20 protein-coding genes are annotated in these 24,995 nt (G+C 35.3%); 8 read left to right on the top strand and 12 right to left on the bottom strand.

All coding sequences use genetic code 11. The features are described from left to right. The first annotated feature begins 4 nt into the window (after positions 1–4). The 3 genes from ccoG to GV828_RS02320 all read left to right on the top strand — a co-directional run bounded on the left by ccoG (position 5) and on the right by GV828_RS02320 (position 2,709). The gene (gene ccoG / locus GV828_RS02330) at positions 5–1,420 is read left to right on the top strand and encodes a cytochrome c oxidase accessory protein CcoG (protein WP_166535858.1); all 1,416 of its coding nucleotides are present in this window, start codon (positions 5–7) and stop codon (positions 1,418–1,420) included. A gap of 138 nt (positions 1,421–1,558) precedes the next feature. Next, complete coding sequence (locus GV828_RS02325) at positions 1,559–2,008, top strand: FixH family protein (RefSeq protein WP_166535857.1); 450 nt, start codon at positions 1,559–1,561, stop codon at positions 2,006–2,008. Further along, on the top strand, positions 2,008–2,709 hold the full coding sequence (locus GV828_RS02320) for a sulfite exporter TauE/SafE family protein (protein WP_166535856.1): 702 nt from the start codon (positions 2,008–2,010) through the stop codon (positions 2,707–2,709). Before GV828_RS02325 ends, GV828_RS02320 begins: the two co-directional genes overlap by 1 nt. Before the next feature lie 73 nt (positions 2,710–2,782). Here GV828_RS02320 and GV828_RS02315 read toward each other — a convergent pair whose 3' ends face one another. The 3 genes from GV828_RS02315 to pepT form a co-directional block, all read right to left on the bottom strand. Further along, positions 2,783–5,185 (bottom strand): alpha-ketoacid dehydrogenase subunit alpha/beta, encoded by a 2,403-nt coding sequence (locus tag GV828_RS02315; RefSeq protein WP_166535855.1) that lies wholly within the window; start codon positions 5,183–5,185, stop codon positions 2,783–2,785. Positions 5,186–5,550: 365 nt separating this feature from the next. Then, the gene (locus GV828_RS02310) at positions 5,551–8,373 is read right to left on the bottom strand and encodes a gluzincin family metallopeptidase (RefSeq protein ID WP_235935399.1); all 2,823 of its coding nucleotides are present in this window, start codon (positions 8,371–8,373) and stop codon (positions 5,551–5,553) included. A 132-nt stretch (positions 8,374–8,505) separates the two neighbouring features. Further along, positions 8,506–9,747: a peptidase T gene (pepT, locus tag GV828_RS02305; protein WP_166535854.1), complete on the bottom strand. Its 1,242-nt coding sequence runs from the start codon at positions 9,745–9,747 to the stop codon at positions 8,506–8,508. 365 nt (positions 9,748–10,112) lie between these two features. On the opposite strand from pepT, the gene GV828_RS02300 reads away from it, so the two are divergent. Next, positions 10,113–11,138, top strand: a complete 1,026-nt coding sequence (locus tag GV828_RS02300; RefSeq protein ID WP_166535853.1) for a quinone-dependent dihydroorotate dehydrogenase — start codon at positions 10,113–10,115, stop codon at positions 11,136–11,138. Here the strand turns inward: GV828_RS02300 and GV828_RS02295 are convergent. Continuing rightward, on the bottom strand, positions 11,091–11,819 hold the full coding sequence (locus GV828_RS02295; protein ID WP_166535852.1) for a DUF3307 domain-containing protein: 729 nt from the start codon (positions 11,817–11,819) through the stop codon (positions 11,091–11,093). The genes GV828_RS02300 and GV828_RS02295 overlap by 48 nt on opposite strands. A 5-nt stretch (positions 11,820–11,824) precedes the next feature. Next, complete coding sequence (locus tag GV828_RS02290) at positions 11,825–12,424, bottom strand: SatD family protein (RefSeq protein WP_166535851.1); 600 nt, start codon at positions 12,422–12,424, stop codon at positions 11,825–11,827. A gap of 201 nt (positions 12,425–12,625) precedes the next feature. On the opposite strand from GV828_RS02290, the gene GV828_RS02285 reads away from it, so the two are divergent. The 3 genes from GV828_RS02285 to guaB all read left to right on the top strand — a co-directional run bounded on the left by GV828_RS02285 (position 12,626) and on the right by guaB (position 16,995). Next, positions 12,626–13,489: a beta/alpha barrel domain-containing protein gene (locus GV828_RS02285; RefSeq protein ID WP_166535850.1), complete on the top strand. Its 864-nt coding sequence runs from the start codon at positions 12,626–12,628 to the stop codon at positions 13,487–13,489. Positions 13,490–13,562: 73 nt separating this feature from the next. Then, positions 13,563–15,446, top strand: a complete 1,884-nt coding sequence (locus GV828_RS02280; protein WP_166535849.1) for an ATP-binding protein — start codon at positions 13,563–13,565, stop codon at positions 15,444–15,446. A 76-nt stretch (positions 15,447–15,522) separates the two neighbouring features. Beyond that, on the top strand, positions 15,523–16,995 hold the full coding sequence (gene guaB, locus GV828_RS02275; RefSeq protein ID WP_166535848.1) for an IMP dehydrogenase: 1,473 nt from the start codon (positions 15,523–15,525) through the stop codon (positions 16,993–16,995). A gap of 37 nt (positions 16,996–17,032) precedes the next feature. Here guaB and GV828_RS02270 read toward each other — a convergent pair whose 3' ends face one another. The 6 genes from GV828_RS02270 to GV828_RS02245 all read right to left on the bottom strand — a co-directional run bounded on the left by GV828_RS02270 (position 17,033) and on the right by GV828_RS02245 (position 23,489). After that, the gene (locus GV828_RS02270; RefSeq protein ID WP_166535847.1) at positions 17,033–18,907 is read right to left on the bottom strand and encodes a monovalent cation:proton antiporter-2 (CPA2) family protein; all 1,875 of its coding nucleotides are present in this window, start codon (positions 18,905–18,907) and stop codon (positions 17,033–17,035) included. A gap of 25 nt (positions 18,908–18,932) precedes the next feature. Beyond that, entirely contained in the window at positions 18,933–19,532 is a 600-nt protein-coding gene (locus tag GV828_RS02265) for an NAD(P)H-dependent oxidoreductase (RefSeq protein WP_166535846.1), read from the bottom strand. Between the two features lie 345 nt (positions 19,533–19,877). Then, a complete protein-coding gene (purB, locus tag GV828_RS02260; RefSeq protein WP_166535845.1) occupies positions 19,878–21,221 on the bottom strand; it encodes an adenylosuccinate lyase in 1,344 nt (447 codons plus the stop codon). Positions 21,222–21,317: 96 nt separating this feature from the next. Continuing rightward, positions 21,318–22,007 carry an SIR2 family NAD-dependent protein deacylase gene (locus GV828_RS02255; protein WP_166535844.1) on the bottom strand — a complete coding sequence of 230 codons (690 nt, stop codon included), beginning with the start codon at positions 22,005–22,007 and terminating at the stop codon, positions 21,318–21,320. A 168-nt stretch (positions 22,008–22,175) separates the two neighbouring features. Further along, positions 22,176–22,958: an anti-sigma factor gene (locus tag GV828_RS02250; RefSeq protein ID WP_166535843.1), complete on the bottom strand. Its 783-nt coding sequence runs from the start codon at positions 22,956–22,958 to the stop codon at positions 22,176–22,178. Further along, entirely contained in the window at positions 22,959–23,489 is a 531-nt protein-coding gene (locus tag GV828_RS02245) for an RNA polymerase sigma factor (RefSeq protein ID WP_166535842.1), read from the bottom strand. 55 nt (positions 23,490–23,544) lie between these two features. Between GV828_RS02245 and GV828_RS02240 the strand changes: the two genes are divergently transcribed. Then, positions 23,545–24,216, top strand: a complete 672-nt coding sequence (locus GV828_RS02240; protein WP_166535841.1) for a TrmH family RNA methyltransferase — start codon at positions 23,545–23,547, stop codon at positions 24,214–24,216. A 29-nt stretch (positions 24,217–24,245) separates the two neighbouring features. Here the strand turns inward: GV828_RS02240 and GV828_RS02235 are convergent, their stop codons facing one another. Further along, complete coding sequence (locus tag GV828_RS02235; protein ID WP_166535840.1) at positions 24,246–24,995, bottom strand: carboxypeptidase-like regulatory domain-containing protein; 750 nt, start codon at positions 24,993–24,995, stop codon at positions 24,246–24,248.

The raw sequence follows: 24,995 nt of genomic DNA, 5'->3' as shown, positions 1-24,995 counted from the left end.
TGTAATGACAAAATATAACGAATCTTTCCGCGACAATATTTCAACGGTGGACGAAACCGGTAAAAGGGTTTGGGTTTTTCCTAAAATTCCTAGCGGTAAGTTTTACCAAAAAAGAAAAATTGCCAGTTACGTTCTTTTAACATTTTTAATTGCTGCACCATTCATTAAAATAAACGAAAACCAATTTTTACTTTTCAACATAATCGATAGAAAATTTAGCATTTTTGGGTTTCCGTTTTGGCCACAAGATTTTTATTTGTTTGTAATTTCAATGCTCATCGGGGTGATTTTCGTGGCATTATTTACCGTAGCTTTTGGTAGAATTTTTTGCGGATGGATTTGTCCCCAAACTATCTTTATGGAAATGGTTTTCCGTCGAATCGAGTTTTGGATAGAAGGAGATCGTGGAGCACAAATTCGGTTAAACAAACAAAAATGGGACGCAGAAAAAATCCGCAAAAAAAGCCTTAAATGGTTGCTCTTTTTTGTCATTTCTTTCATGATTGCCAATGTTTTTTTGGCTTACATCATTGGAAGTGACGAATTGTTGGAACTCATGATTCAAGGTCCGGCAAATAACGGTTCAACGCTTATTGCATTGCTCATTTTTACCGCAGTTTTTTATTTTGTATATGCTTGGTTTCGAGAACAAGTTTGCATCATCGCTTGTCCTTACGGTCGATTGCAAGGCGTTTTGCTCGATAATAAATCCATGATTGTGGCGTATGATCATGTTCGTGGCGAAAAAGAAAAAGGTCGTGCAAAATTTAATAAATCCGAAGACAGGAATCTTACCGGAAAAGGAGATTGCATTGATTGTAAACTATGTGTTGCGGTTTGTCCCACCGGAATTGATATTAGAAACGGGACCCAACTTGAATGCATCAATTGCACGGCTTGTATTGACGAATGTGATGCAATTATGGAAAAAGTAAATCTTCCAAAAGGCTTGATTCGTTATGCTTCTGAAGATGAAATTATCAAAAAAGAAAAGTTCATCATCACAGCAAGAATGAAAGGTTATGCGGCTGTTTTAGCCATTTTATGCGGAATTTTAGTAGGATTATTATTTTTAAGGTCAAATTTAGATGTATCAATTTTGCGATTACCCGGACAACTTTTCCAACACAAAGGCAACAAGATCAGCAATGTTTACACTTTCAAACTGGTGAATAAAACGCATGAAGACAAAAAAAATATCAGTTTTAAATTAATTGAACCTGTGGGCGAAATAAAATTAGTTGGAAAACCTACAATTTCCGTCCAAAAAGAAGGAATGTCTCAAGGAACTTTGTTTGTAGAGATTGTTCCAGAGTTATTGGAAGCCGATAAAACTAAAATAACAATTGGCGTGTTTGAAAACGAAAAATTGATAGAAACTCAAAACACTAATTTTTTGGGTCCGAGAGTTTTTAAGTAAAAAAAAGTTAACGAATGGCTGGCAAATGCTTCCGAAAAAAACATCGTTTTGCCCATACAAAACGTGTTATTTCAACTCGAGGCAAAAAGGTTGGTTGATCAATTTCGCTGGTCATTCGTTTTTTAAAAAATTAAAAAGATGAAAATAAATTGGGGTACCGGAATCGTCATTGCATTTGCATTATTCATGAGTTTTATTTTATTTTTCGTGTTTCTGGTTCAGTCAGATAGCAAATATGATAATGAATTGGTTTTAGAAGATTATTACCGACATGAGAATAATCTGCAAAGCCAAATTAATAAAGAAATTGCCGCAGAAAATTTGCAGGAAAAAGTAGTAATCGAAACACTTTCAGAAGGGATTTTAGTTCATTTCCCCAAAAATTTCAACTTTAAAAAGATCAAGGGGAAAGTGTTCCTTTACAGGCCGTCAAACCAAAAATTAGATTTCGAAAAAAATATTTCGCTGTCTGATTCTTTTTTGCTCATACCTAAAACCGCATTGGTTGACGGCCGCTGGAACATTACAATCGATTGGAGTTACGGCGAAAATAATTTTTTAACTAAGGAAAATTTAATCATAAAATAATGTGGATTGCAGCCTTTTTGTTCGGTTTAATTTCCAGTTTGCATTGCATTGGAATGTGTGGTCCAATCGCGTTGATGCTTCCCGTGGATCGAACCAATGAAGGCAAAAGAATTTTCCAAATATTACTCTATCATTTCGGCAGAATTATTTCGTACGCCACACTCGGAATTATTTTTGGGCTTTTCGGGAAAGGTTTACAATTGGCGGGATTACAGCAAAATTTATCCATTTTATCAGGAGTAATGATGATTTTAATTGTAATTATTCCCGAGAGAAAATTCAGCCAAATTAATTTTTCAAAACCTATCGCAAGATTTATTTTTAAAGTAAAGCAAAAATTAGGCGACCAATTTAAACGTAAAAACAATAGTTCCATTTTTAGCATTGGTATTTTAAATGGGTTTTTACCTTGTGGAATGGTGTATGCCGCGCTTTTTGGAGCTATCGCTACGCAAAATATTTTCGGAGGTGGTTTTTATATGATATTCTATGGATTAGGAACAATACCGCTGATGAGCGTTGCTGTTTTAATCAGTCAATTTTTTCAGAATAAAATCCGAAATCAAATTAGAAAAATTATTCCCATTGCCGGTATTTTCTTAGGAACACTTTTTATCCTAAGAGGTTTGGGACTACAAATTGATTACATCTCACCCGGAAACATCAGTCTTTTTATAAAATCAATGCCGGATTGTTTTTGAATTTGATAATATTGGCGCTTAAATTCTTTTCGACATAAAAAAAGCCTTTCTAAAAACAGAAAGGCTTTTGAATTTAATATAATGATGGAAATTGTTGCGGTTTGGCTTCGTGCATAATTGCATAAATTTTTTCATAAATATCTTCCGCAGAAGGTTTTGAAAAATAATCACCATCAGTTCCATAAGCAGGTCTGTGGGCTTTTGCCGTAAGAGTTTCCGGTTTACTGTCTAAAAATTTATAACCATTTTGCTCATCCAAAATTTGCTGTAACATAAATGCCGAAGCACCTCCTGGAACATCTTCATCTACCACTAACAATCGATTGGTTTTAGACAAAGATTTTACAATGTCATGATTTTTATCAAACGGTAATAATGATTGGACATCAATAATTTCAATGTCTATACCGGTTTCTTGCAATTCTTTTGCGGCTTGTTCAATCAATCTTAACGTAGAACCGTAAGAAACCACGGTAATATCTTTTCCTTCACGAATATTTTCAACCACGCCAATTGGTGTTTTAAATTCACCTAGATTACTCGGCATTTTTTCTTTTAAACGGTAACCATTTAAACATTCCACCACTAAAGCAGGTTCGTCAGCTTCGAGCAAAGCGTTATAAAATCCAGCCGCTTTTGTCATATTTCTTGGTACCAAAACGTGAATTCCACGAATGGCGTTAATAATCATTCCCATTGGTGAACCCGAATGCCAAATTCCTTCTAATCTGTGTCCACGCGTTCTAATGATCAATGGTGCTTTTTGTTTTCCCTTAGTTCTATATTGTAAGGTAGCCAAATCGTCACTCATAATTTGAATGGCGTAAAGTAAATAATCCAAATATTGAATTTCGGCAATAGGTCTCAAACCACGCATTGCCATCCCAATTCCTTGTCCTAAAATAGTGACTTCTCGAATTCCCGCATCAGCTACACGAAGTTCGCCGTATTTTTCTTGCATTCCTTCTAAACCTTGGTTAACATCACCAATGTTTCCGGCATCTTCACCAAAAATTAAAGTTTGAGGATATTTACTAAAAATGGCGTCAAAGTTATCGCGGATAATCAATCTGGCATCAACCTCTTCGGCATTTTCTTCATATTTTGGAAGTGTTTCTGTAATCGAATCAACATTTTCTGATGATTGTGAAAATAAATGCGAACTGAATTTCGGCTGGATTTTTTCGATGTAATTTTCAATCCATCTTGCCAATTCTGCTTTAGAATTTTCGCTAACCAATAAGCGAAGCACTTTTCTGGCAGTTACCAAAATATCTTTTCTAATAGGCTCTTTAATTGATTTTAATTCCGAAGCCATTTTTTCGATGAACACTTTATTATCGCTGGCTGAAGCTACTCGTTCTAACAATTCAAGTAGTTCTTTTTGTTCCTTTTTTGTAGGTTCGGTAAAAGCGTTCCAGGCTGCTTTTTTACCCTCTAAAACTTCTTTTTTGATGTTAGCGTCAATTTCGTCAAGTTCTTCGGTTGAAGCTATATTGGTTGCCACCATCCACAATTTCATCTGACGAATACAATCAAAATCGCCTTCCCATTCTAACCTTTCTGCATTTTTATAACGCTCGTGTGAACCTGAAGTCGAATGTCCTTGCGGTTGTGTCAATTCTTGAACGTGAATCAATACAGGAACGTGTTCTTCTCTGGCAATTGCCGCCGCTTTTTCGTAAGTAGCAATCAATGCCGGATAATCCCAACCTTTTACGGTAAGAATTTCGTAACCATTTTTTTCATCACGCTGGAAACCTTTCAAAATTTCTGAAATATTTTCTTTTGTGGTTTGATGACGGGCATGAACCGAAATTCCGTATTCGTCGTCCCAAATGCTCATCACCATTGGCACTTGCAAAACACCAGCGGCATTGATGGTTTCAAAAAATAAACCTTCGGAAGTACTGGCGTTTCCGATGGTTCCCCAAGCAATTTCGTTTCCGTTAATGGAAAAATTTGTTTTGTTTGGGATTCCGGATACGTTTCTATAAATTTTTGAGGCTTGTGCCAAACCTAATAAACGCGGCATTTGTCCGGCTGTTGGCGAAATATCTGAACTCGAATTTTTTTGCAATGCCAAATTTTTCCACGAACCGTCTTCATTGAGTGAATGTGTGGCGAAATGGCCTCCCATTTGTCTTCCGGCTGACATGGGATCGTGTTCAAGATCAGTATGACCGTATAATCCGGCAAAAAATTGTTGGATATTGAGTTGTCCAATTGCCATCATAAAAGTTTGATCACGGTAATAACCCGAACGGAAATCTCCATTTTTGAAGGCTTTTGCCATAGCCAATTGCGGGACTTCTTTTCCGTCACCAAAAATTCCAAACTTGGCTTTTCCGGTTAAAACTTCACGGCGTCCTAAAAGGCTACACTCGCGGCTGGTGATGGCTATTTTATAATCGTTGAGGATTTCGGCTTTGAAATCTTCGAAAGACAATTCTTTTTTTGCGGCTGTTTGCGTCATAACATTCAATTGTTGAGGTAACAAATTTAAGCAATTTGCTCGATTTTACAAATGTTAAGCAATTGAATTATTTTTAATAAAAATCCATTTTTAATTGTTTGAATTACAGAATATTTATCAAAATTTTATTTATGGTGATTTATATATAATTTTATTTGGGATAAATTGCGATTGTGCTATTTTACGCAAACGTTTTAGCCCGTCCCGAAGTTTCGGGAGTAGCGGGAAAGCCCGGAACTAAAAAAAACTTATTTTTCCCGACAAAAAAAGCGACCAGCGGAAGCTCTTTTTATGGCGTTGGGAAAATGTTTTTTTTTGGTGAGGACTTGCAGCGAATAGCAGGAACTAGCTTCAAAAAAAAATCATTAAAACCACTTGCGTGTAAATAAATTTACTAGAGTTGACGGGCTTAAAGTGACGATAAATCGGATTTTTTGATGGTAATTAGGTTGGGCAATTTCCCAACCATTGTTAGAGTAAACAGGGAAATAAAGCTCAAAATAATCCGGAAGGAGGTTGAGGCGAATGCCGTTGTCGTACACAAATTTTGGGTTGTTTTGGGTTTGTTTGACCAAACCAAAATCGGCATAGGCTTCCACCCAATTCCAAATGCTGTAGCCTGAATTTACTGTCGTAATCCATTGGTTAGCAAATTGATATGGAAGTTTTGATTTAAATCCGCCTTCGGCTAAAATAAGTTGTTGTGAGAAAATTCCGGTACTTTCTGAACGACCATAGTAATTGTAATCGAACAAGTAATCGGTTGGCCTGTCGAGCGCAAAACTGAAAAAATCTGAATTTGTATTGTTGTATAAAAATGCTCCGGCAAATGCTCGAATCGTGAGTTGTCTATTGTCGTCAAAGAGTTTTCTAACTTCAGTTTCTACCGAAATTTTACTGAATTTGTTGGCTATTTGAAAATCACTTACAAAGTTCAGATGGTTGGTAATTTCGGTTCGGGTATTGACGTATTTGGCATTAAAAACCGTGTAGTTTTCGAGGTTTTCGGTTTGGAAAATACTTTTTTCGCGATGTACTAAAACCTGACGAAATTGTATGGCTTGCTTTCGATTGTCGCGAAAATCGCTGGGGCGAAACCGCAGCGTTACTGAAGGATTTATTTTGGTGTAAGTGGCATCTGGAGCATAATGAAAATATGATGCACTTGCATGATAGCGGATGTGAAAAAGATTGCTGTTTCGGTTATATTGGTTGACGGCAAATGAGGCAGAACCACTTAAAGTTTTAGTTTTGGTTGAAAACATAGGATTGACGTCAAAAATAAAGGGTTTCTCTAAAATGGTTTTGTTATGAAATCTCATTCCTGGCGTTAATCCGTCGTAAAAATTATAACCAATGGTTGGTACATAAAGAATTTGGTTGTAATAAGGATCTTCTAAATCTTTCATAAAATTAAATTTTATAGGACGATTTTGTGCCAAAAACCCTTTGAGCGATTTCCAATTGTTTCGCAAATTAAATTCCGGAACTTCGTTATTTTGGTTGATTACAATTTTGTCAGCCCCGTTTCGGGAGATGGTAAAAGTGGAGTCTTTCGATACGTTTTCGATCCAAAATTTGCTCAGAATTTCTCCATTTTTAGTTGTAAAAATGGGAACCGGCACCTTAGTTCCGGTTTTGTTTCTAAGGGTGAAAATGATGCTGTCGTTAGTTTTTTTGACATTTTTAAATTTATAATCCACAATTTCACGTGAGTCAATAAGTTTGCTAAAAAACCAATCAATATTTTTAGGAGCATAAAACTTTAAAAAATATTCAAAATTGTGTCGGGTGGTGGAGTGGTCTAAATTTTCTTTGTAAAAATCTTGAATACTTTTTTCTACAGTGTTGTCATCTAAATAATTATCTAAATATTTCAAACTCAGTCCAGCGCGATATTTTGACGCAATTTGTTCGTTAAATTTTATCAGTGTATTTTTAGGTTCGCCTAACGCTTGATCGAGATTCTTTCGCGCCATCAACATGTAAAAATAATTGTATTGCTGGTTGAAATCAATGGTGGTTAAATTGTAACCTTTTAACAGTTTCCATTGCGAAATATTTCCCATCATTTTACTGTTGGGGTATAATTCATCAATGTAGTTAATCATGGTATAAATTTGGATGGCATCATAAACCCAATTGTCATACCGCTGGTTCATTTTAAGCGAACTTTTAAGGAAATTGTTCAAGTAAGTTTTCAAAAATTTTAATTCAAAAAGAAATTGGTCTGGAAATGGTGCCAAAAAAGCGGGCAATTGATTCAGGCCATAAAAAGGATTTCGATCATAATCCGTTTGCGAAACAATAATTTTTTCAAATGGATATTTGCCAATATGTTCATCAACATATTTTGTGACACGATCAATGATTAAAGCTTTTTGAATGTCATCTAACTTATCGTCTTTTAAATTGGTTTCTACCTTAACCACTTCGTTTTTATAACTTAAAAAAGAATTTTTATTTTCGATAGAAAGGCTGAAATCCACTCGGTTTTTCCCCTGAAGCACAATTGTTTTTTGATTATTTTCAATTTTATCAGCGGTAATGTTCAAGTCCGAAGTAAGCCATAATTTTTCAGGAAAATTTACAGTAACCTGAAAATTGGCAACGGCATTAGGAATGTCGTCTAAATTTTGGTTGCTGTAAATCACAAATTGATGATTTTCAAAACGAGCAGGATGTAAGAACCAATTTTTTAAGGTAAGTTCACCCTTGTCGTTCCAGCCATATTTTGTAAACCTGTCTTTTGGAAAGATAATTTTATAGATAAAAATAATCTCAGTCGAATGATTTGGCGCTAATTTTTCGAGCAAATTGACTTCAATTACGTCAAGATGTTTGTTGAAGCGATGCCAGTTTAGCGGTATATTTTTGTCAGAAAAAAACGCAATCGAATCTGTTTTCCCTCTTTCAGATTCGTTAGCCAGGTAAAAACTTCTAACAAATTCATCCGAAAATCTTCTGGCTAAAGGTGTTTCACGGCTAGAATATGCGTGATTCCAGTCATTTAATACCACGGAAGTTAGCGTATCTTGAGACTGATTATGGTATAGTAATTTTTGCCAAACCGTTGCAGATTTTTGGTCATCGCCGATATGCACCACAATTTCTGAGCGATGCTGTGCGTTCACTTCAAAAAAAGTAATGACTAAAAACGTCAGTAATAAAGTAGGGAAAATTTTCAATTTTTTATTTCAATAGCAATAGCAAGTTTAAGTATAATTACGTTGAAAACCTAATACAAGTTTATCGTATTGTAAGAAATAAAAAAGGATTTGTAAACACAAATCCTTTCTTTAAATTACTCAGTGCAAAAATTATTTTTTCTCAGCAGTCAATTCAGCAATTTTTACAATCACTTCTACCGCTTTTTGCATGCTTTCCACTGGAACATACTCATATTTTCCATGAAAATTATGACCACCCGCAAAAATATTCGGGCAAGGCAATCCCATGTATGATAATTGCGAACCGTCAGTTCCACCTCTAATCGGCTTGATAATCGGTTCAATTCCCAACTCGCGCATTGCTTTTTCGGCAATATCTACAATGTGCATCACCGGTTCTACCTTTTCTTTCATGTTGAAATATTGGTCTTTAATTTCAGCAACAGCAATATCTCCACCAAATTGTTTTGCGAATTTTTTGTTTATTTTCTTGGTGATTTTTTTAATCAACTTTTTACGCTTTTTAAACTTTTTCTTGTCATGATCGCGAATAATTAATTCCAAAACCGTTTCTTCAATCGAACCGTTCAAATGATGAACATGAAAAAAACCGTCGTAATCCTTAGTTTTTTCCGGAACTTCGTTCTTAGGTAACTTCGAAATAAATTTATTGGCAATCAACATCGAGTTGATCATTTTGCCTTTGGCATAACCCGGATGCACGCTTTTTCCTTTAAAAGTAATTTTGGCGCCAGCCGCATTAAAATTTTCGTATTCCAATTCGCCAATCTGGCTTCCGTCCATAGTATAAGCCCAATCTGCGCCAAATTTTTCCACGTCAAATTTATGAGCCCCACGACCAATTTCTTCATCTGGCGTAAACCCAATTCTAATTTTTCCGTGTTTAATTTCGGGGTTGTTAATCAAAAATTCCATTGCCGTCACAATCTCCGTAATTCCCGCTTTATCATCGGCACCCAAAAGCGTTGTCCCGTCAGTGGTAATAATCGTCTGCCCTTTGTACAGCAACAAATCCTCAAAATATTTTGGAGAAAGCACAATATTTTGTTCTTTGTTCAAAATAATATCTTCGCCATCATAATTTTCCCAAATTTGTGGCTTTACGTTAGCACCAGTAAAATCAGGCGTTGTGTCAAAATGCGACACAAATCCAATCGTAGGAACCTCATGATCCACATTGCTCGGAAGCGTCGCCATGATGTAAGCATTTTCATCAATTGTCACGTCTTGCAAGCCAATTTTTTTCAGTTCTTCCACCAGTTGATTCGCCAAATCCCATTGTTTTTCAGTACTTGGGGTCGTGTCAGAATTCGGGTCAGATTCCGTATCAACAGTTACATAACTAATAAAACGGTCAATAATATGTTGCATAAATTCAGTATAAAAATTAGAGTGGCGAAGTTACAATTTTTTTGTTTTTTTCTGCCGAAATCCTGCTTTTTTATTGCATTTTTAGGAGCTATTTCCTGCTTTTCGCTACAATCTAGCCTCGCAAAATCTTTTTTTCCAACGCCAAAAAAGGAGCTCCTCGCGTCGCTCTTTTTTGGCGGGAAAAAATAGATTTTGCTTCCGCAAGGATTTCCGCTTCAATCAGGGCTAAAACCAAAGTGTCAATAAAAAAGTAGTTCTTACAAAATGATACTATCAAATGACACTACCATTTTCAATTTCCTTTCCATCTTTTCCCCTTAAAAATAAATTCAAATTACCTATTTTTGCACAAACAACAACACAACATGTACAAGTCTATCATTCGCCCGATTCTGTTTCAGTCTGATCCGGAAAAAATTCATTATTTTACTTTTTCATCACTTCGATTTTTAAATAAAATTCCAGGATTTTCAAGTGTTTTTAACTCACTTTACGAAGTAAAACACAAAAGTTTAGAAACAGAAGTTTTTGGACTGAAATTCAAAAATCCCGTTGGTCTTGCCGCTGGTTTTGACAAAGACGCGAAGTTGTACAAAGAATTATCAAATCTTGGTTTTGGTTTTATTGAAATAGGTACTTTGACACCCAAACCACAAGAAGGAAATCCTAAAAAAAGATTATTTCGCTTAAAAGAAGATTCGGCCATCATTAACCGCATGGGTTTTAATAACGGTGGTGTTTTTGCCGCAGCAGAACGTTTGAAAAAAAATAAAAACGTTTTAATTGGTGGAAATATTGGTAAAAATAAAGTTACCGAAAATGAAAATGCAGCTTCGGATTATGAAATTTGCTTCGAAGCCTTGTTTGATTACGTTGATTATTTTGTTGTGAATGTGAGTTCGCCAAATACGCCAAATCTTCGGGCGTTACAAGACAAGGAGCCGTTAACGCAATTGCTTCAAACATTGCAAAATAAAAATTCGGCGAAAGCCAAACCAAAACCCATTTTGCTAAAAATTGCTCCAGATTTAACTGACGAACAACTTTTAGACATTATCGATATTGTTGCCGAAACTAAAATTGCAGGTGTAATTGCCACAAATACAACGATTTCTCGTGAAGGTTTACAATCTCCAAATCAGGTAGAAATGGGGGGATTATCAGGAAAACCTTTGACAAAACGTTCTACCGAAGTCATCCGTTTTTTATCGGAAAAAAGCAATAAAGCGTTTCCAATTATTGGAGTAGGAGGAATTCATTCTGCGGAAGACGCCATTGAAAAACTCAATGCTGGCGCGAGTTTGGTGCAATTGTACACTGGTTTTATTTACGAGGGACCAAGTTTAATCAAGAAAATAAACCGAAAAATTTTGGAGCAACGTTTGCGTTAACAGCGATACACCTATTGCAATCCCAAAACTTAAAAGTGTTCCAATTAACACGTATTCTGTTAGTTTTCTGTCGCGTGCCATTCTTAAATCGCCAAACCTGAAAATTGATTTTGCGCCAAGTAAAAATCCTACTGCTTCGAAATGACCTGTGAGAATAAAACACAAGATAAACCAGCGTTCTAAAATGCCAATATAATTTCCAGCACTTTGTAATGAATGCCCGGATTTGTCTGCTTCTTCTGGTGTCCAAATAGAAATTAATGTTTTGATTATTAATGAAGTAGGTTTGCTTAAAAATACAATTCCTAAAATAATAATCCACAATTTTTTGTAGTTGATAAAAATTTCATTTAGATTAATTTGGCTGTAAAAATAAGTCACAGCCGCCAAAACAATCAGGTGAAAAAATTGGTCGAGAAAAAACCAAAGTCTTGCTGATTTAGGCGTTTGAAACCGAAGTTTGCTGACATCAATGATAAAATGTAATACGATAATTGCAAAAGCATACGGAATGAATTTGGTATCAAAAACCCATAAAAAGCTAAGCATTCCGTGTAATATGCAATGTATAATCAGGTAAATGCTTTTTTCTTTATGCGCTATTTTGTGCTTAATCCACGAATTGGGTTGTAATAAAAAATCACCAACAAAATGCGCAATCAATAATTGTATAAAAACCATTTTCGTTATAAATTTTTTAATTTTTCTTGGTAAAAATCATTTAAATCCATGATGAGATCAAATTGAGCGCGTGATTTCCTTCTGCTAACAGCTGCTTGATTAATTGCTAATTTTTCGCCAATTTTTTCTTGTGAAAGTTGTGGATTTTCTAATGCAAAAATCACAAATTCGGCGGTTTGAGAAGGCCAATTGTCCATAATAGTTGTAGCAAAACGTAGTAAAAGATTCATTTCTATGTTCCAGTTTTCATCAGCAGAAGTAATGGCTAAAGTTTTCCGCTCTTTTTTTAACGTTTCAAAAGTTTCTCCGGAATTGATAAACGCGGTTCCATTACTTTCGGAGATTTTTTTGGCTTTGAAACTTTTTTCGCCCAAACCAATACTCATTCTGGCATCACATTTTATGCTTCGTAAAAACGATTTAATTCTAATCGCTACAAAAAGAGCCTCTTCGGGTTTAACCTCAACCTGAAACTGATCGCCTCTAAAAATTTCCCAGTTAATAGGCGATTTTCCGTATTGGTTGAGCAATGATTTTAATCCCTCAAGCCAAGCGGATTTATTTTTTCGTGACTTAATGATGTCGCCCAAAATTATTGCTGTCATATAATTTTCAAAAAAGTATTAATACGAATATACGTAGATATTTTTAATTATTACGTTTTTATGTAATAAAGCTAATTATTACGCTTTTATGTAATAATGTGAATTATTACGTTTTTATGTAATAATTAGTAAAATGATTTGTTTTAAAAATAAAAAAAACGATTTCGTAAAAAAGTTTTCTTTTTCTACCTTTGAATTTCTATGGAAGAAGTAAAAATTATCGAGTGTCCTCGTGATGCTATGCAAGGAATCAAAACATTTATTCCTACTGAAAAAAAAATTGATTACCTACAATCACTCTTACGCGTGGGTTTCGATACTTTAGATTTTGGAAGTTTTGTATCGCCAAAAGCAATTCCGCAAATGACAGATAGTGCTGCAGTTTTGGCACAACTTGATTTGTCTAAAACACGAAGCAAACTTCTTGCTATCATTGCTAATACAAAAGGTGCCGAAATTGCTGCACAATATTCGCAAATTCAATATTTAGGTTATCCGTTTTCTATTTCCGAAAATTTTCAAATGCGAAATACCCATAAAACCATTGCTGAATCAATTATCACTTTGCAAGAAATTTTAGAAATTGCCGATAAATCATCTAAAGAAGTGGTGGCGTACCTTTCCATGGGTTTTGGAAATCCGTATGGCGATCCGTGGAACGTGGAAATCGTAGGGGAATGGACCGAAAAATTAGCAGGTTTTGGCGTAAAAATTTTATCATTAAGTGACACAGTTGGTTCTTCAACTCCAGAGGTAATTGATTACTTATTTTCAAATTTAATTTTAAAATATCCTCACATTGAGTTTGGAGCGCATTTGCATACCACACCAGACAAATGGTTCGAAAAAATTGATGCTGCTTTCAAAGCCGGATGTCGCAGATTTGACGGTGCCATTCAAGGTTTTGGTGGTTGCCCGATGGCAAAAGATGATTTAACCGGGAACATGCCTACCGAGAAAATGTTGTCATACTTTGCTACCCAAAAAATAACCACTCATACAAGCCCAATGAGTTTTGAAAGCGCTTATAATGAAGCCACAAAAATTTTTACATTTTATCATTAATTTTTTATATTTTTGGCTACAATTTATTGAGTACCACCCTTCAGTAAATATCTAATTTTCAAAAACATATAGTTTGCCCCAATCTATATTACATTTCTGTATCATTTTACTTTTGGCTTTTACCAAAGTCAATGCAACTTCCCTTGATATACAGCGGGATTCCGTAAATTATTACCTCGAACAATCCAAAATCTATTTTTATAACGATTATAAGAAAGCGGAAAATTTCATTAGGAAAGCAGAAAAGATTAGTAATCAATCTTCTGATCAGCTCTTAAAAGCTGATGTTTTGTACTATGAAGCAACCGGAAATTATATTACTGGATTTTATGATATCGCTATCGCAAAATACCTTCAAGCATTTACCATCTACGAAAAAGAAAACAACAAAAAAGGTATCGCAAAAAGTCTTTTAGGTCAAGGTTTGGTACAACAAGGTTTAGGCCATAATCTTGAAGCAATTGAGTTATTTAAAAAATCACTTACAATTTCTAAAGGCTTAAATGACCATTTGATGGTTGCCAAAAATCACTTTAATATTGGAATCTCACAAAGTGAACTGAATCAAAATCAAGACGCTTATAAAAATTTTCAAAGAGCTAATGCAATTTCCCAAAAATATAATTTTGAAGATATTTACATAATGAATATCAATAGGTTAGGGAATGTTCATTCGCTATTGGGGAACAAAGATTCAGCATTATATTATTACCAAAAGGTTATCACACAACCTGAAACAAACTTGTGGGAAAAATCTTTTGCTATGACAGGTATGGCAGAAGTTTTGCTTGAAAAAGGGAATGTTTCGGAGGCAGAACAATTTGGTGTAGAAGGTTACAAATACGCCAAAAAACTCAATGCAAAATGGGATATTGTACGTTCAGCAGCAATTTTAGCCGAGATTTATCATCAAAAAAGCAATGACGATTTGGCTTTTAATTATCTAAAAACAAGTTTGATTTATAAAGATTCACTTTACAACGAGGAAAAAGTTAAGGAAATAAACATGATTCAACTCAAGAAAAGTGAGGTCGAAAACGAACAATTACTTTTAAAAAACGAATCGTCAAAACAAAAACTAAATAACATTAGAATATTTTCTATTTCAATCATTCTTTTTATGTTGTATTTACTAACTATTATTTACCAACATAAAAAAAATAGCAAGCAAAAAGAAAGTTTATATTTAGAATTAGAACAAAAAAATATAGATATTGAAAACCAAAAGGCTTTAATTTCGGAACAAAACCAAATTTTAAGTGAAGTTAACCAAACTAAAAATAGATTGTTTTCCATCTTCTCGCATGATATGAAAGCGCCAATTCATTCAATACAGCAAGTGCTAAAAATGATTGATGAAGGTGATATTTCAAGTGAAGAACTTAAAGAAATTGCTTCCATGTTAGTGACTCAAGTGAATGGAACATCGACAATGATGAATAATTTGTTGCAATGGTCCATGACACAACTTGAAGGCGCAAAAACTACTCCAGAAAACATCAATATCGTAAAAGTTATCAATGATTCATTAGCTGCTTTTCAAATTTCTGCTAACGCTAAAGAAATAACAATTTCGCTAAAAAAACCTACCAATGTTTTTAAAATTTATGCTGATAAAGGGCATGTTCAAGTGATTTTAAATAATTTGTTTTCTAACGCAATAAAATTTACACCTTTAAAAGGTAATATTGAAATTTATTTCACTAAAGATCAATCACTTATTAATGTGCACATTCTCAATTCAGGGAAAGGCTTGTCTGACACTAAAGTTGCAGAAATTTTAAATTTTGATAAACGAATGCTTTCCGAAAAAGGAACTGATCATGAAGAAGGTACAGGTCTAGGATTGTTATTAGTGAAACAATTTTTAATAGACAATAACGGCAAATTTAATGTCTCGGTAGATGCTGAAAAAGGAACCGAATTTATTATTTCGTTTCAGCAAGCACAACCATAATTTTTTATCAATTCCTACTTTCTTTTTTGTCATTATTTAGCTATATTTGCACGCAATTTAACTACAAATTGCGACAATGAAAGCACACACAACTAAAATTGTCGGCGAAGGATTAACCTACGACGATGTCTTGCTGATTCCTAATTACTCCGAAATTTTACCGCGCGAAGTTAGCATCAAATCTAAATTTTCTAAAAATATTTCGCTCAACGTTCCCATCGTTTCTGCAGCAATGGATACCGTTACCGAAAGTGCGATGGCAATTGCTATGGCTCGCGAAGGCGGCATTGGCGTTTTGCACAAAAACATGACAATCGAGCAACAAGCGACTGAGGTTCGACGTGTAAAAAGAGCAGAATCCGGAATGATTATCGATCCGGTAACTTTGCCGATGAATGCTACCGTTGGTGATGCCAAACAAGCCATGAAAGAATTTAGTATTGGTGGAATTCCGGTGGTGGACGAAAATAAAATTTTAAAAGGAATTGTAACCAACCGTGATCTTCGTTTCGAAAAAAATAATGTACGGTCCATCCAAGAAGTGATGACTACTCAAAATCTTGTTACCGCAGGAGAAGGTACCACTCTCGATGTTGCCGAAGGTATTTTGCAAGAAAATAAAATTGAGAAGCTTCCAGTAGTAAATACTGATTTTCAATTAGTTGGGTTAATAACTTTTAGAGATATCACAAAGCTTACGCAAAAACCAATTGCCAATAAAGATAAATTTGGTCGCCTGCGAGTTGCGGCTGCAATTGGCGTTACCGCAGATGCTGTAAAACGTGCAGAATCCTTAGTAAATGCTGGTGTTGATGCTGTAATTATCGATACGGCTCACGGTCATACAAAAGGTGTGGTGGATGTTTTAAAAGAAGTCAAGAAAAATTTTCCTGAACTCGATGTCATTGTAGGAAATATTGCCACAGCCGAAGCCGCAAGATATTTGGTAGAAAATGGTGCGGATGGCGTAAAGGTGGGAATTGGACCTGGATCAATTTGTACAACAAGAGTAGTTGCAGGAGTTGGGTTTCCCCAATTTTCTGCTGTTTTAGAAGTTGCCGCTGCTATCAAAGGTTCGGGAATTCCTGTAATTGCTGATGGTGGAATTCGTTATACAGGCGATATTCCCAAAGCAATTGCTGCTGGAGCTGATTGCGTAATGTTAGGTTCACTCTTAGCAGGAACAAAAGAATCTCCGGGTGAAACCATTATTTTTGAAGGAAGAAAATTCAAATCGTACCGCGGAATGGGTTCTGTTGAAGCCATGCAAGAGGGTTCAAAAGACCGCTATTTTCAAGATGTTGAAGATGATATTAAAAAATTAGTTCCTGAAGGAATTGTAGGTCGCGTTCCTTACAAAGGCGAATTGTTCGAAAGCATGCTTCAATTTATAGGAGGACTTCGTGCTGGAATGGGTTATTGTGGTTCAAAAGATATCAAAACCCTTCAAGAAACCGGACGTTTTGTACGAATTACTTCCAGCGGAATTGGTGAAAGTCATCCACACAATGTTACGATTACCAAGGAAGCACCTAACTACTCCAGATAAAATGTACAAAAACCGAAGTTTTTAAACTTCGGTTTTTTTATTCCGGCATTTCTTTTTTGAAAGATTCGCTGTCCCAAGCATGATCACGAGCGCCATCAAAATTAAAAAGATCACTTTTTAAAAGCTGTTCTTGCAGTTCAATTTCTTCTAATGCCGAAACCATAAATGCTTTTTTATCATGGCGTTTTTGTGCCAATCTAAAGGTAGCATCTTCATCATACTTTATAAATCGCTGTCCTTGTCTTGTTGCGGTATATCGCCTTTGCCCCATATAAACTAACGCATCAACGCCAAGATGAACCGCACTATAAAGATTTTCGCGGTAAATATTTTTTAAACCAATATCAATTTGTTCAAAAGCATCATTCCTGTTTTTAGCTCTTGCCAAAATTTTTAAATGGGGAAAGTGTTTTTTTAATAATTCTATTACAATTAAATTTACAGTAGGATTATCAATTGCAGCAATAAATAATTTTGCGTTTTCACATCCAGCCGCTTTTAATAGTTCAAGTCGGGTAGCATCACCATAATATACTTTAAAGCCCATTTTGCGCAGCGAATCAACTCTGTCAGAATCCATATCAAGAACCGTAGCTGCAATTCCGTTTGTTTTTAATAAACGACCAATAGTACTTCCAAAGTTTCCAAATCCTGCAATAATTACATCATTGGTTTCATTGATGTCATCAAAATTTTCTTGTTTTTTTTCAGTCACTCCAAAATAAGGATCAATTAACCTTTCATTAATTAACAACAAAAATGGCGTAGCAATCATACTAATGGCAATGATAGCCATAATTTCATTACCAAGAATATTTGGAATAATGTTGAGTTTCATCGAAAAACTCATGATTACAAAACCAAATTCTCCAGCTTGACTTAACCCAATTGAAAAAAGAAAATTTTGGTCAATCTTTTTCTTGTAAATTTTTCCAATAAAAAGAAAAACAAAAAACTTTACCATCGTTAAGATAAATCCGAATATCAATATAAATGCCGGATCATCGATAATTAACTGAAAATTAATGGAAGCTCCAACACCTATAAAAAATAAACCCAGTAGCAACCCTTTAAATGGTGCAATATCGCCTTCAAGTTCATGCCTAAATTCGGAGTTAGCTAAAACCACTCCAGCCATAAAAGCTCCTAATGCAGGACTTAACCCCACTAATTGCATCAAGTAAGAGACTGATAAAACTAATAATAATGCCGAAGCTGTAAAAAGTTCTTGTAATCTTGTACGAGCAATTACATGTAACAATGGCACAATTATATATTTTCCAATAAAATAAATGGCGGCAATACTACCAGTCACAATTAACGTTTGCAGCCATCCGTCAAATTCCGAAATAATACTTTTATCCACATCTTCCGTAGGAATCACATTTTGCCCTGTTGCTAATATGGGAATTATTGCTAAAATTGGAATTACAGCAATATCCTGAAACAATAATACTGCAAACGATGATCTTCCTACAGAAGTTTGAGAAAGCCCTTTTTCTTTAAGTGTCTGCAAAACAATTGCAGTAGATGAAAGAGATAAAGCTAACGAGATTGATAAAGCCGTTTGCCAATTCCAGTCAAATATTATGGAGCTACAAATAAAAATAATTGCAGTAGTGGCAACCATCTGAATTGAGCCCATACCCAAAATAAATTTTCGCATTCGCCAAAACTTGTAAGGGTCTAACTCTAAACCAATTAAAAACAACATCATCACCACCCCGAACTCTGCAAAATGCATCAAATCTTGACCCTCACTTCCAATAAATCCCAATAAAAAAGGCCCAATGATAATTCCCGAAAACAAATAACCCAACACTGAACTCAATCCCATTTTTTTTGCTACCGGAACGCAAACTACTGCTGCAGTTAAATACACAATAGCTTGAAGAAAAAAATTAGTTTCCATATATAGTCAGTTTGTTTTCGCAGATTTACAATTCTTTTTTTATAAAGTCGTTTAAATAAAAATGCTCGCTAATAACATTCATATCCAACTCATTTTCCAATAAAAAGTTCAATAACTTTTTATATGATACCCCAAATTCCTCACATTTGTCCCGCGTGATTTTAAAAGTTCCGTGCACCACAAAAGGTGGTAAATATTTCATTTTACATACCTCAGCCGTTTGACAAAATGGTTGTAAAAGTTCTGGAATTGTAAAATGGTCACGTCCCGTTTTGCTATAATTTTCCTTCTTTCCACCAGTAGTAATTACCTGAAAAATAATTTTACCCTTCAAGGCATTTCCTTGACTTCCATAAGCCCAGCCATGTTCTAACACCATATCAATCCATTGTTTTAAAAGCGGTGGACAACCATACCAAAACATTGGATGTTGCCAAATAATTATATCATGACCCGCCAATAAATTCTGTTCGCGTTGGACATCAATGTCAAATTCCGGGTATCTTTCATATAAGTCATGAAACGTTATATCCACGTTATCAGGGATATGATCTACCAAAATTTTGTTTGCTAAAGATTTTTCAAACAAAGGATGAGCAAAAAGAATTAAAATTTTTTTCGGCATAATTTATATTTTCAACTGGTGCTTTTTACTTGGCAAGTTCACGCTTTGGAGCTATTTCCCGCTTTCTGCTACAAATTCTTGTTTTTAAATTTTTTCTGCAACTCCCCAAAACGTCTCGAGCATTCGGGGCCGTTAGTCGCTGTTTTGAGTCGGCAAAAAAATAAATTAAAAAATTCCGGGCTATTTGCTTCTCCCGAAACTTCGGGACGGGCTAATGCCAAGTATTGCGATAAATGTCGTTACAACTCGGCTTGTTAAATATCCGAAAAAAAATTGATTTGCCAAAAATAAAAAATCCGCAAGTCATTAAAAACTTACGGATTGCTATATTTTTTTTCTTACAATTTAAATTCCCAAATAGTTACTTGGTGAAATTGAGCGTAATTCATTTTTAATCTCCTCGCTAATATTTAAAGTATCAATAAAAACATGAATGGTATTTTTGTTCATTACTTCATTGGTTCTGGTCAATCCTTTCAACGCTTCGTAAGGATTTGGGTAACCTTCTCTACGCAAAATCGTTTGAATGGCTTCGGCAACAACAGCCCAATTTTTTTCTAGATCTTCCTCAAATTTTTGTCGATTAAGCAACAATTTGTTTAAGCCTTTTAAAGTTGCTTCAAAACCAATAATGGTATGACCGAATGGAACACCAATATTTCTCAAAACGGTAGAATCCGTTAAATCACGTTGCAACCTTGAAATGGGTAATTTAGCCGAAAGATGTTCGAAAATGGCATTGGCAATTCCTAAATTTCCTTCGGAATTTTCAAAATCAATTGGGTTTACTTTATGCGGCATTGCCGATGATCCTACCTCGCCTTCTTTAATTTTTTGTTTGAAATAATCCATCGAAACATACGTCCAAATATCTCGGTCTAAGTCGATGATGATGGTGTTGATTCGTTTTAAGGCATCAAAGAAAGCGGCAAAATGATCGTAATGTTCTATTTGTGTTGTAGGAAAAGAATGTTTTAAACCCAAATTATTTTCAACAAAATTATTTCCAAAATCTTTCCAATCAATATTTTTATAGGCAATAACATGCGCATTAAAATTTCCGGTAGCACCTCCAAATTTCGCTGCAAACGGAATGTTGAAAAGTAAACGCATTTGCTCTTCCAAACGTTCTACAAAAACGCCAATTTCTTTGCCCAAACGGGTAGGAGAAGCCGGTTGTCCGTGGGTTCTTGCCAACATTGGGATGTCTTTCCATTCCACGCTTAATTCTTTAAGTTTGGCAGTAAGTTCAATTAATAATTTCAAATAAACTTCTTCGAAAGCTTCTTTGGTAGAAAGTGGAATTGCTGTATTATTGATATCTTGAGAAGTCAATCCAAAGTGAATAAACTCTTTATGTTCTGATAAGTTGAGTTTGTCAAAAGCATTTTTAATAAAGTATTCTACCGCTTTGACATCGTGGTTGGTAGTTTTTTCGATTTCTTTAATTGCATTGGCATCTTCTGCAGAAAAATTTTGGTAAATTTTTCGCATTTCCGGGAAAGTTCCATGGTCAACATTTGCTAATTGTGGCAAGGGAATTTCGCATAGTGAAATAAAATATTCGATTTCTACCAAAACGCGGTATCGAATTAAGGCTTCTTCCGAAAAATATTGAGAAAGTGATTTGGTTTTGTTACGATACCTGCCGTCAATGGGAGAAATCGCATTCAGTTCTGTTAAAGTCATGGTGTTGTGATGTTGAAAAAGCAAATATACTTTTTCTCAGCGAAGTGAAAAAGCAACAGCACGATTGTTTTTTCTCGAGTTGAATTTTGGTGAAAATTATTTTTTTTGAATTAAAATTTCTTTCAAATCCTTCATTCCGGCAGAAGCAGTTTTGGCAATAATTTCGATGTGATGCTGGCTTCCGTATATTTTTGCAGGATTCAAATCAATATAGTAAACCGGAATATTGGTTGGAGCATAATCAATTAATCCGGCAGCAGGATAAACTTGCATGGAAGTTCCAATAATAATCACAATATCGGCAGAAGTCATGGTAACAGCGGCTTCTTGCAAAGCAGGAACCATTTCGCCAAACCATACGATATGCGGCCGAATTTGGTGACCGTTTTCGTCTTTGTCGTTAATTTTAATATCGTCTTGCCAATCTAAAATTTTATTTTCGTTGGCGATGCTTCGGGCTTTGAGTAATTCGCCATGAAGGTGTAAAACGTTTTGGCTTCCGGCGCGTTCGTGTAAGTCATCAACGTTTTGGGTGATGATTTTGACATTGAAAAATTGTTGGAGTTGCGCTAAAATCTTGTGAGCTTCGTTGGGAATGACGGTTTTGAGTTGGCGTCGTCTTTGATTATAAAAGTCTAAAACTAACTCCGGATTTTTTTTCCAGCCTTGAGGCGATGCTACCTCCATTACATTGTGACCTTCCCACAATCCATCGGCATCGCGGAAGGTTTTGATACCACTTTCGGCACTGATTCCTGCTCCAGAAAGTACCACTAAATTTTTCATGTTTTGTTGTTTTTTTTTAGCCAAAAGTTTCCAAAAATGCCTCAAGATTTTCAATTAGCCCCGACAGTAGGGAAGAGCATTCCGCTCCTTTTTTTGGAGCGGAATCTCTGGAAAATGGCGGGAACGGACGATTGTTAAAAATCACTGATGTTTCGCTCCCAAAAATTTTTATGCTTTTCCTAAAGTGTATAATTGCTCGAGTGTTGGCGTGGCGCTTCCGCCAGCTGGTTCGAGTGTGATTCCGAAGGCTTGTGCTTCGGTGGCGTTTTCGACTTTGAAAATTTTGGTTCCGTTTTCTTCAAATTTTTGCAACATTCCGATGCTTGTTGGCGTTAAAGGATCGAGCTTGAGCGACCAAACCTGGTATTCCATGCCTTTTGGAGGAGTTGGTAATTTTGACGCGTCAACATAAACGGTTTTGGATTGTTTGTTCCAATATATTTTGGCCTGAGATTTTGGCGAAACTTCTTGTCCGGCAAGGGTTACGACGGTATTTGCGGTGTCGCGCAAAACGGCAACAGCGGTTTGGCTCGTTTGATTTTCGAGTTTGGATTGGATGAGTTCGTTATTGATTTTTTCGTTATTGGCGGTAATTTGTTCGATTTGCTCGTTTTTATTTTGCAGAGAAATGTATTGAACGCCAATGCCAATAAGTAATGCGGCTGCTGCAGCCCAACCGATAAAATTGAAAATGTTGGTTTTGGGTTTAATGTCGTGAACCTTATGCTTGATAAGCAATGCTTCGCGAATTTTACCATAGTTTTTATGAGATAAAAACGGCGACATGCTTTCGGAAAGGTTGATGATGGCTTTTTCGATTGACACAATTTCGGCTTGAATTTGGGGTTCGGTTTGTGACAATCGGGAAATTTCGGCTGTTTGCGTTTCGTCTAGTAGTCCGAAAACGTAAAGCTCAAGTAATCCTGATTCTATGTATTCTTGATTGTTCATTTATACTCCTAAAAAATTTCGTAAATCATTAATGCAGGTGCGGTTTTGAGTTTTTACGGTTCCTAATGGAATCTCAAGTTCATCTGCCGCTTCCTGTTGTGTGTAACCTTTAAAAAATAGTAAATCAATAATGCGAATGCATTTTGGTTTTAATTTTTTGATAAATTCTTTGATACCTATTGTATCGATTTTTTGTGTGAGTTTGTTGGTGTCGTCTAAGAGATGTACGAAATTGTCAGAGGAAAGGTTTTTTCTGCTATTGTTAAAACCTTTAGAGCGTAATTTGTCAATTGCAGTATTTCTGGCAATGTTTACAATCCAAGTGTAAAACCTTCCTTTACTTTCATTGTAAGAATCGATGTTTTTCCAGATTTTTACAAAGGTTTCCTGAAGTGCGTCTTCGGCTTCTTCAGTATCGCTAATGAGGTTGTGGATTACGGCATAGAGACTTTTAGAATACATATCGTATAATAGTGTAAAAGCTCTGTCGTCTTTTTTGTAAATTTGTGGTAGCAGGTCTTCCTGTGTCATATTATTTATTTAGTTTCACCAAATTAATAAACATTTTTCAAAAAACCATTTTTTGATGAAAGATTTTACTGATAAACTTCATTATTTTAATTATTTACAAGATTTTATTACAGATAGCCGAAAAGAAAAATTTTTAAAAGTGCTTCAAAACAGGACCAATCATTTTTCGGTGGCAATTGAAGATGTATATCAATTGCATAATACTTCAGCGGTGATGAGGAGTTGTGAGGTTTTTGGAGTGCAAAATTTACACGTTGTGGAGGAAAAATTTGGAAAAAAAATCGACACGGAAATTGCTATGGGTGCTCAAAAATGGGTCAATATTCACAGATATAATTCTAATGCGGATTGTATTGCCAAAATAAAAGCGGAAGGTTATCAAATTATAGCAACAACGCCTCATAATGATTCTTGTTTTTTAGATGATTTTGATATCACCAAGCGGTCGGCAATTTTTTTTGGAACAGAAAGACATGGTTTGTCCGGCGAAGTTATGGATGCTGCTGACGGGTTTTTAAAAATTCCTATGGCGGGTTTTACCGAAAGCTTGAATATTTCGGTTTCGGCAGCAATTGTGTTGCAAAATTTGACTTCGAGGTTGCGAAAATCTAATGTTGAGTGGAAATTGACCGAGGAAGAAATTTTTAATTTGCGTTTACAATGGACAAAAGCCTCGATAAAAAATTTCGAAAGTGTGAATCAGCGGTATTTGGAGACTTTTGGGTAATATTTTTTTTAGTTTATAGCAAAACGCTATTATCTTTTGCCCTTTAAAATTCGGTATTCTTCGTAACATTCGTTGATGGCATCCATGATTTGCAAATCGTTGGCAGTAGTGATAAATGTTTCCGAATAGTTACATCGTTCTAAGATTTCGGCGATTTCTTTTGGCGAAACGCCTAACAATGCTCCAAGGGTTTCACGATCAAATTTTGAGGCCAAAACATTTTTCACGGCATCGTCTTTTTTCATTTCTTTTAACCTTCTAAGTTCGGTAGGTTTTTTTCCGAAGAAATTGTGCAATGCATCTGCGGGGTTAAAAAGCGATCCCATCACGCGGGAGATTCCGTTATTAGAAACTTCGTAGCCATGATTTAAACCAGAAATGCTGTAGCGTGTATTTTGCGTAAGCGGAATAATTTTGTAATCAATTTGTAAATAACCGGTTAGCTGATATTGGTTTACTACAACTTCGGGTAAAGCATAAGCTTTTTCGGTCATTTTAATTTTGGTGCTTTTAGTTTTAAACCAGTCATTCGTTACCCTAACTTTTATGGATTTGTAACCTAGGGTAGAAATATGAAGTGTATCGTTCACTTCTGCAGCAATATCAAAGTAACCCACGCCATTACTGGTTGTTCCTTTTACTTTGTTGATGTTGATAATACTTACCTCGGCAATAGGAAGTAAGGTAATGTCATTAATTATAGTTGCCGAAACTTTTTCGTTTTGGGCAAAGGCAATGCCAGAAACGAGGAGGAAAAAGAAAACTGCAAAATATCTCAT

It is taken from the genome of Flavobacterium ichthyis (genome assembly GCF_009915155.1).
Lineage (GTDB): Bacteria > Bacteroidota > Bacteroidia > Flavobacteriales > Flavobacteriaceae > Flavobacterium > Flavobacterium ichthyis.
Note: the sequence above shows the minus strand (reverse complement) of the source record. Positions and strands in the feature narration are given on the sequence as shown.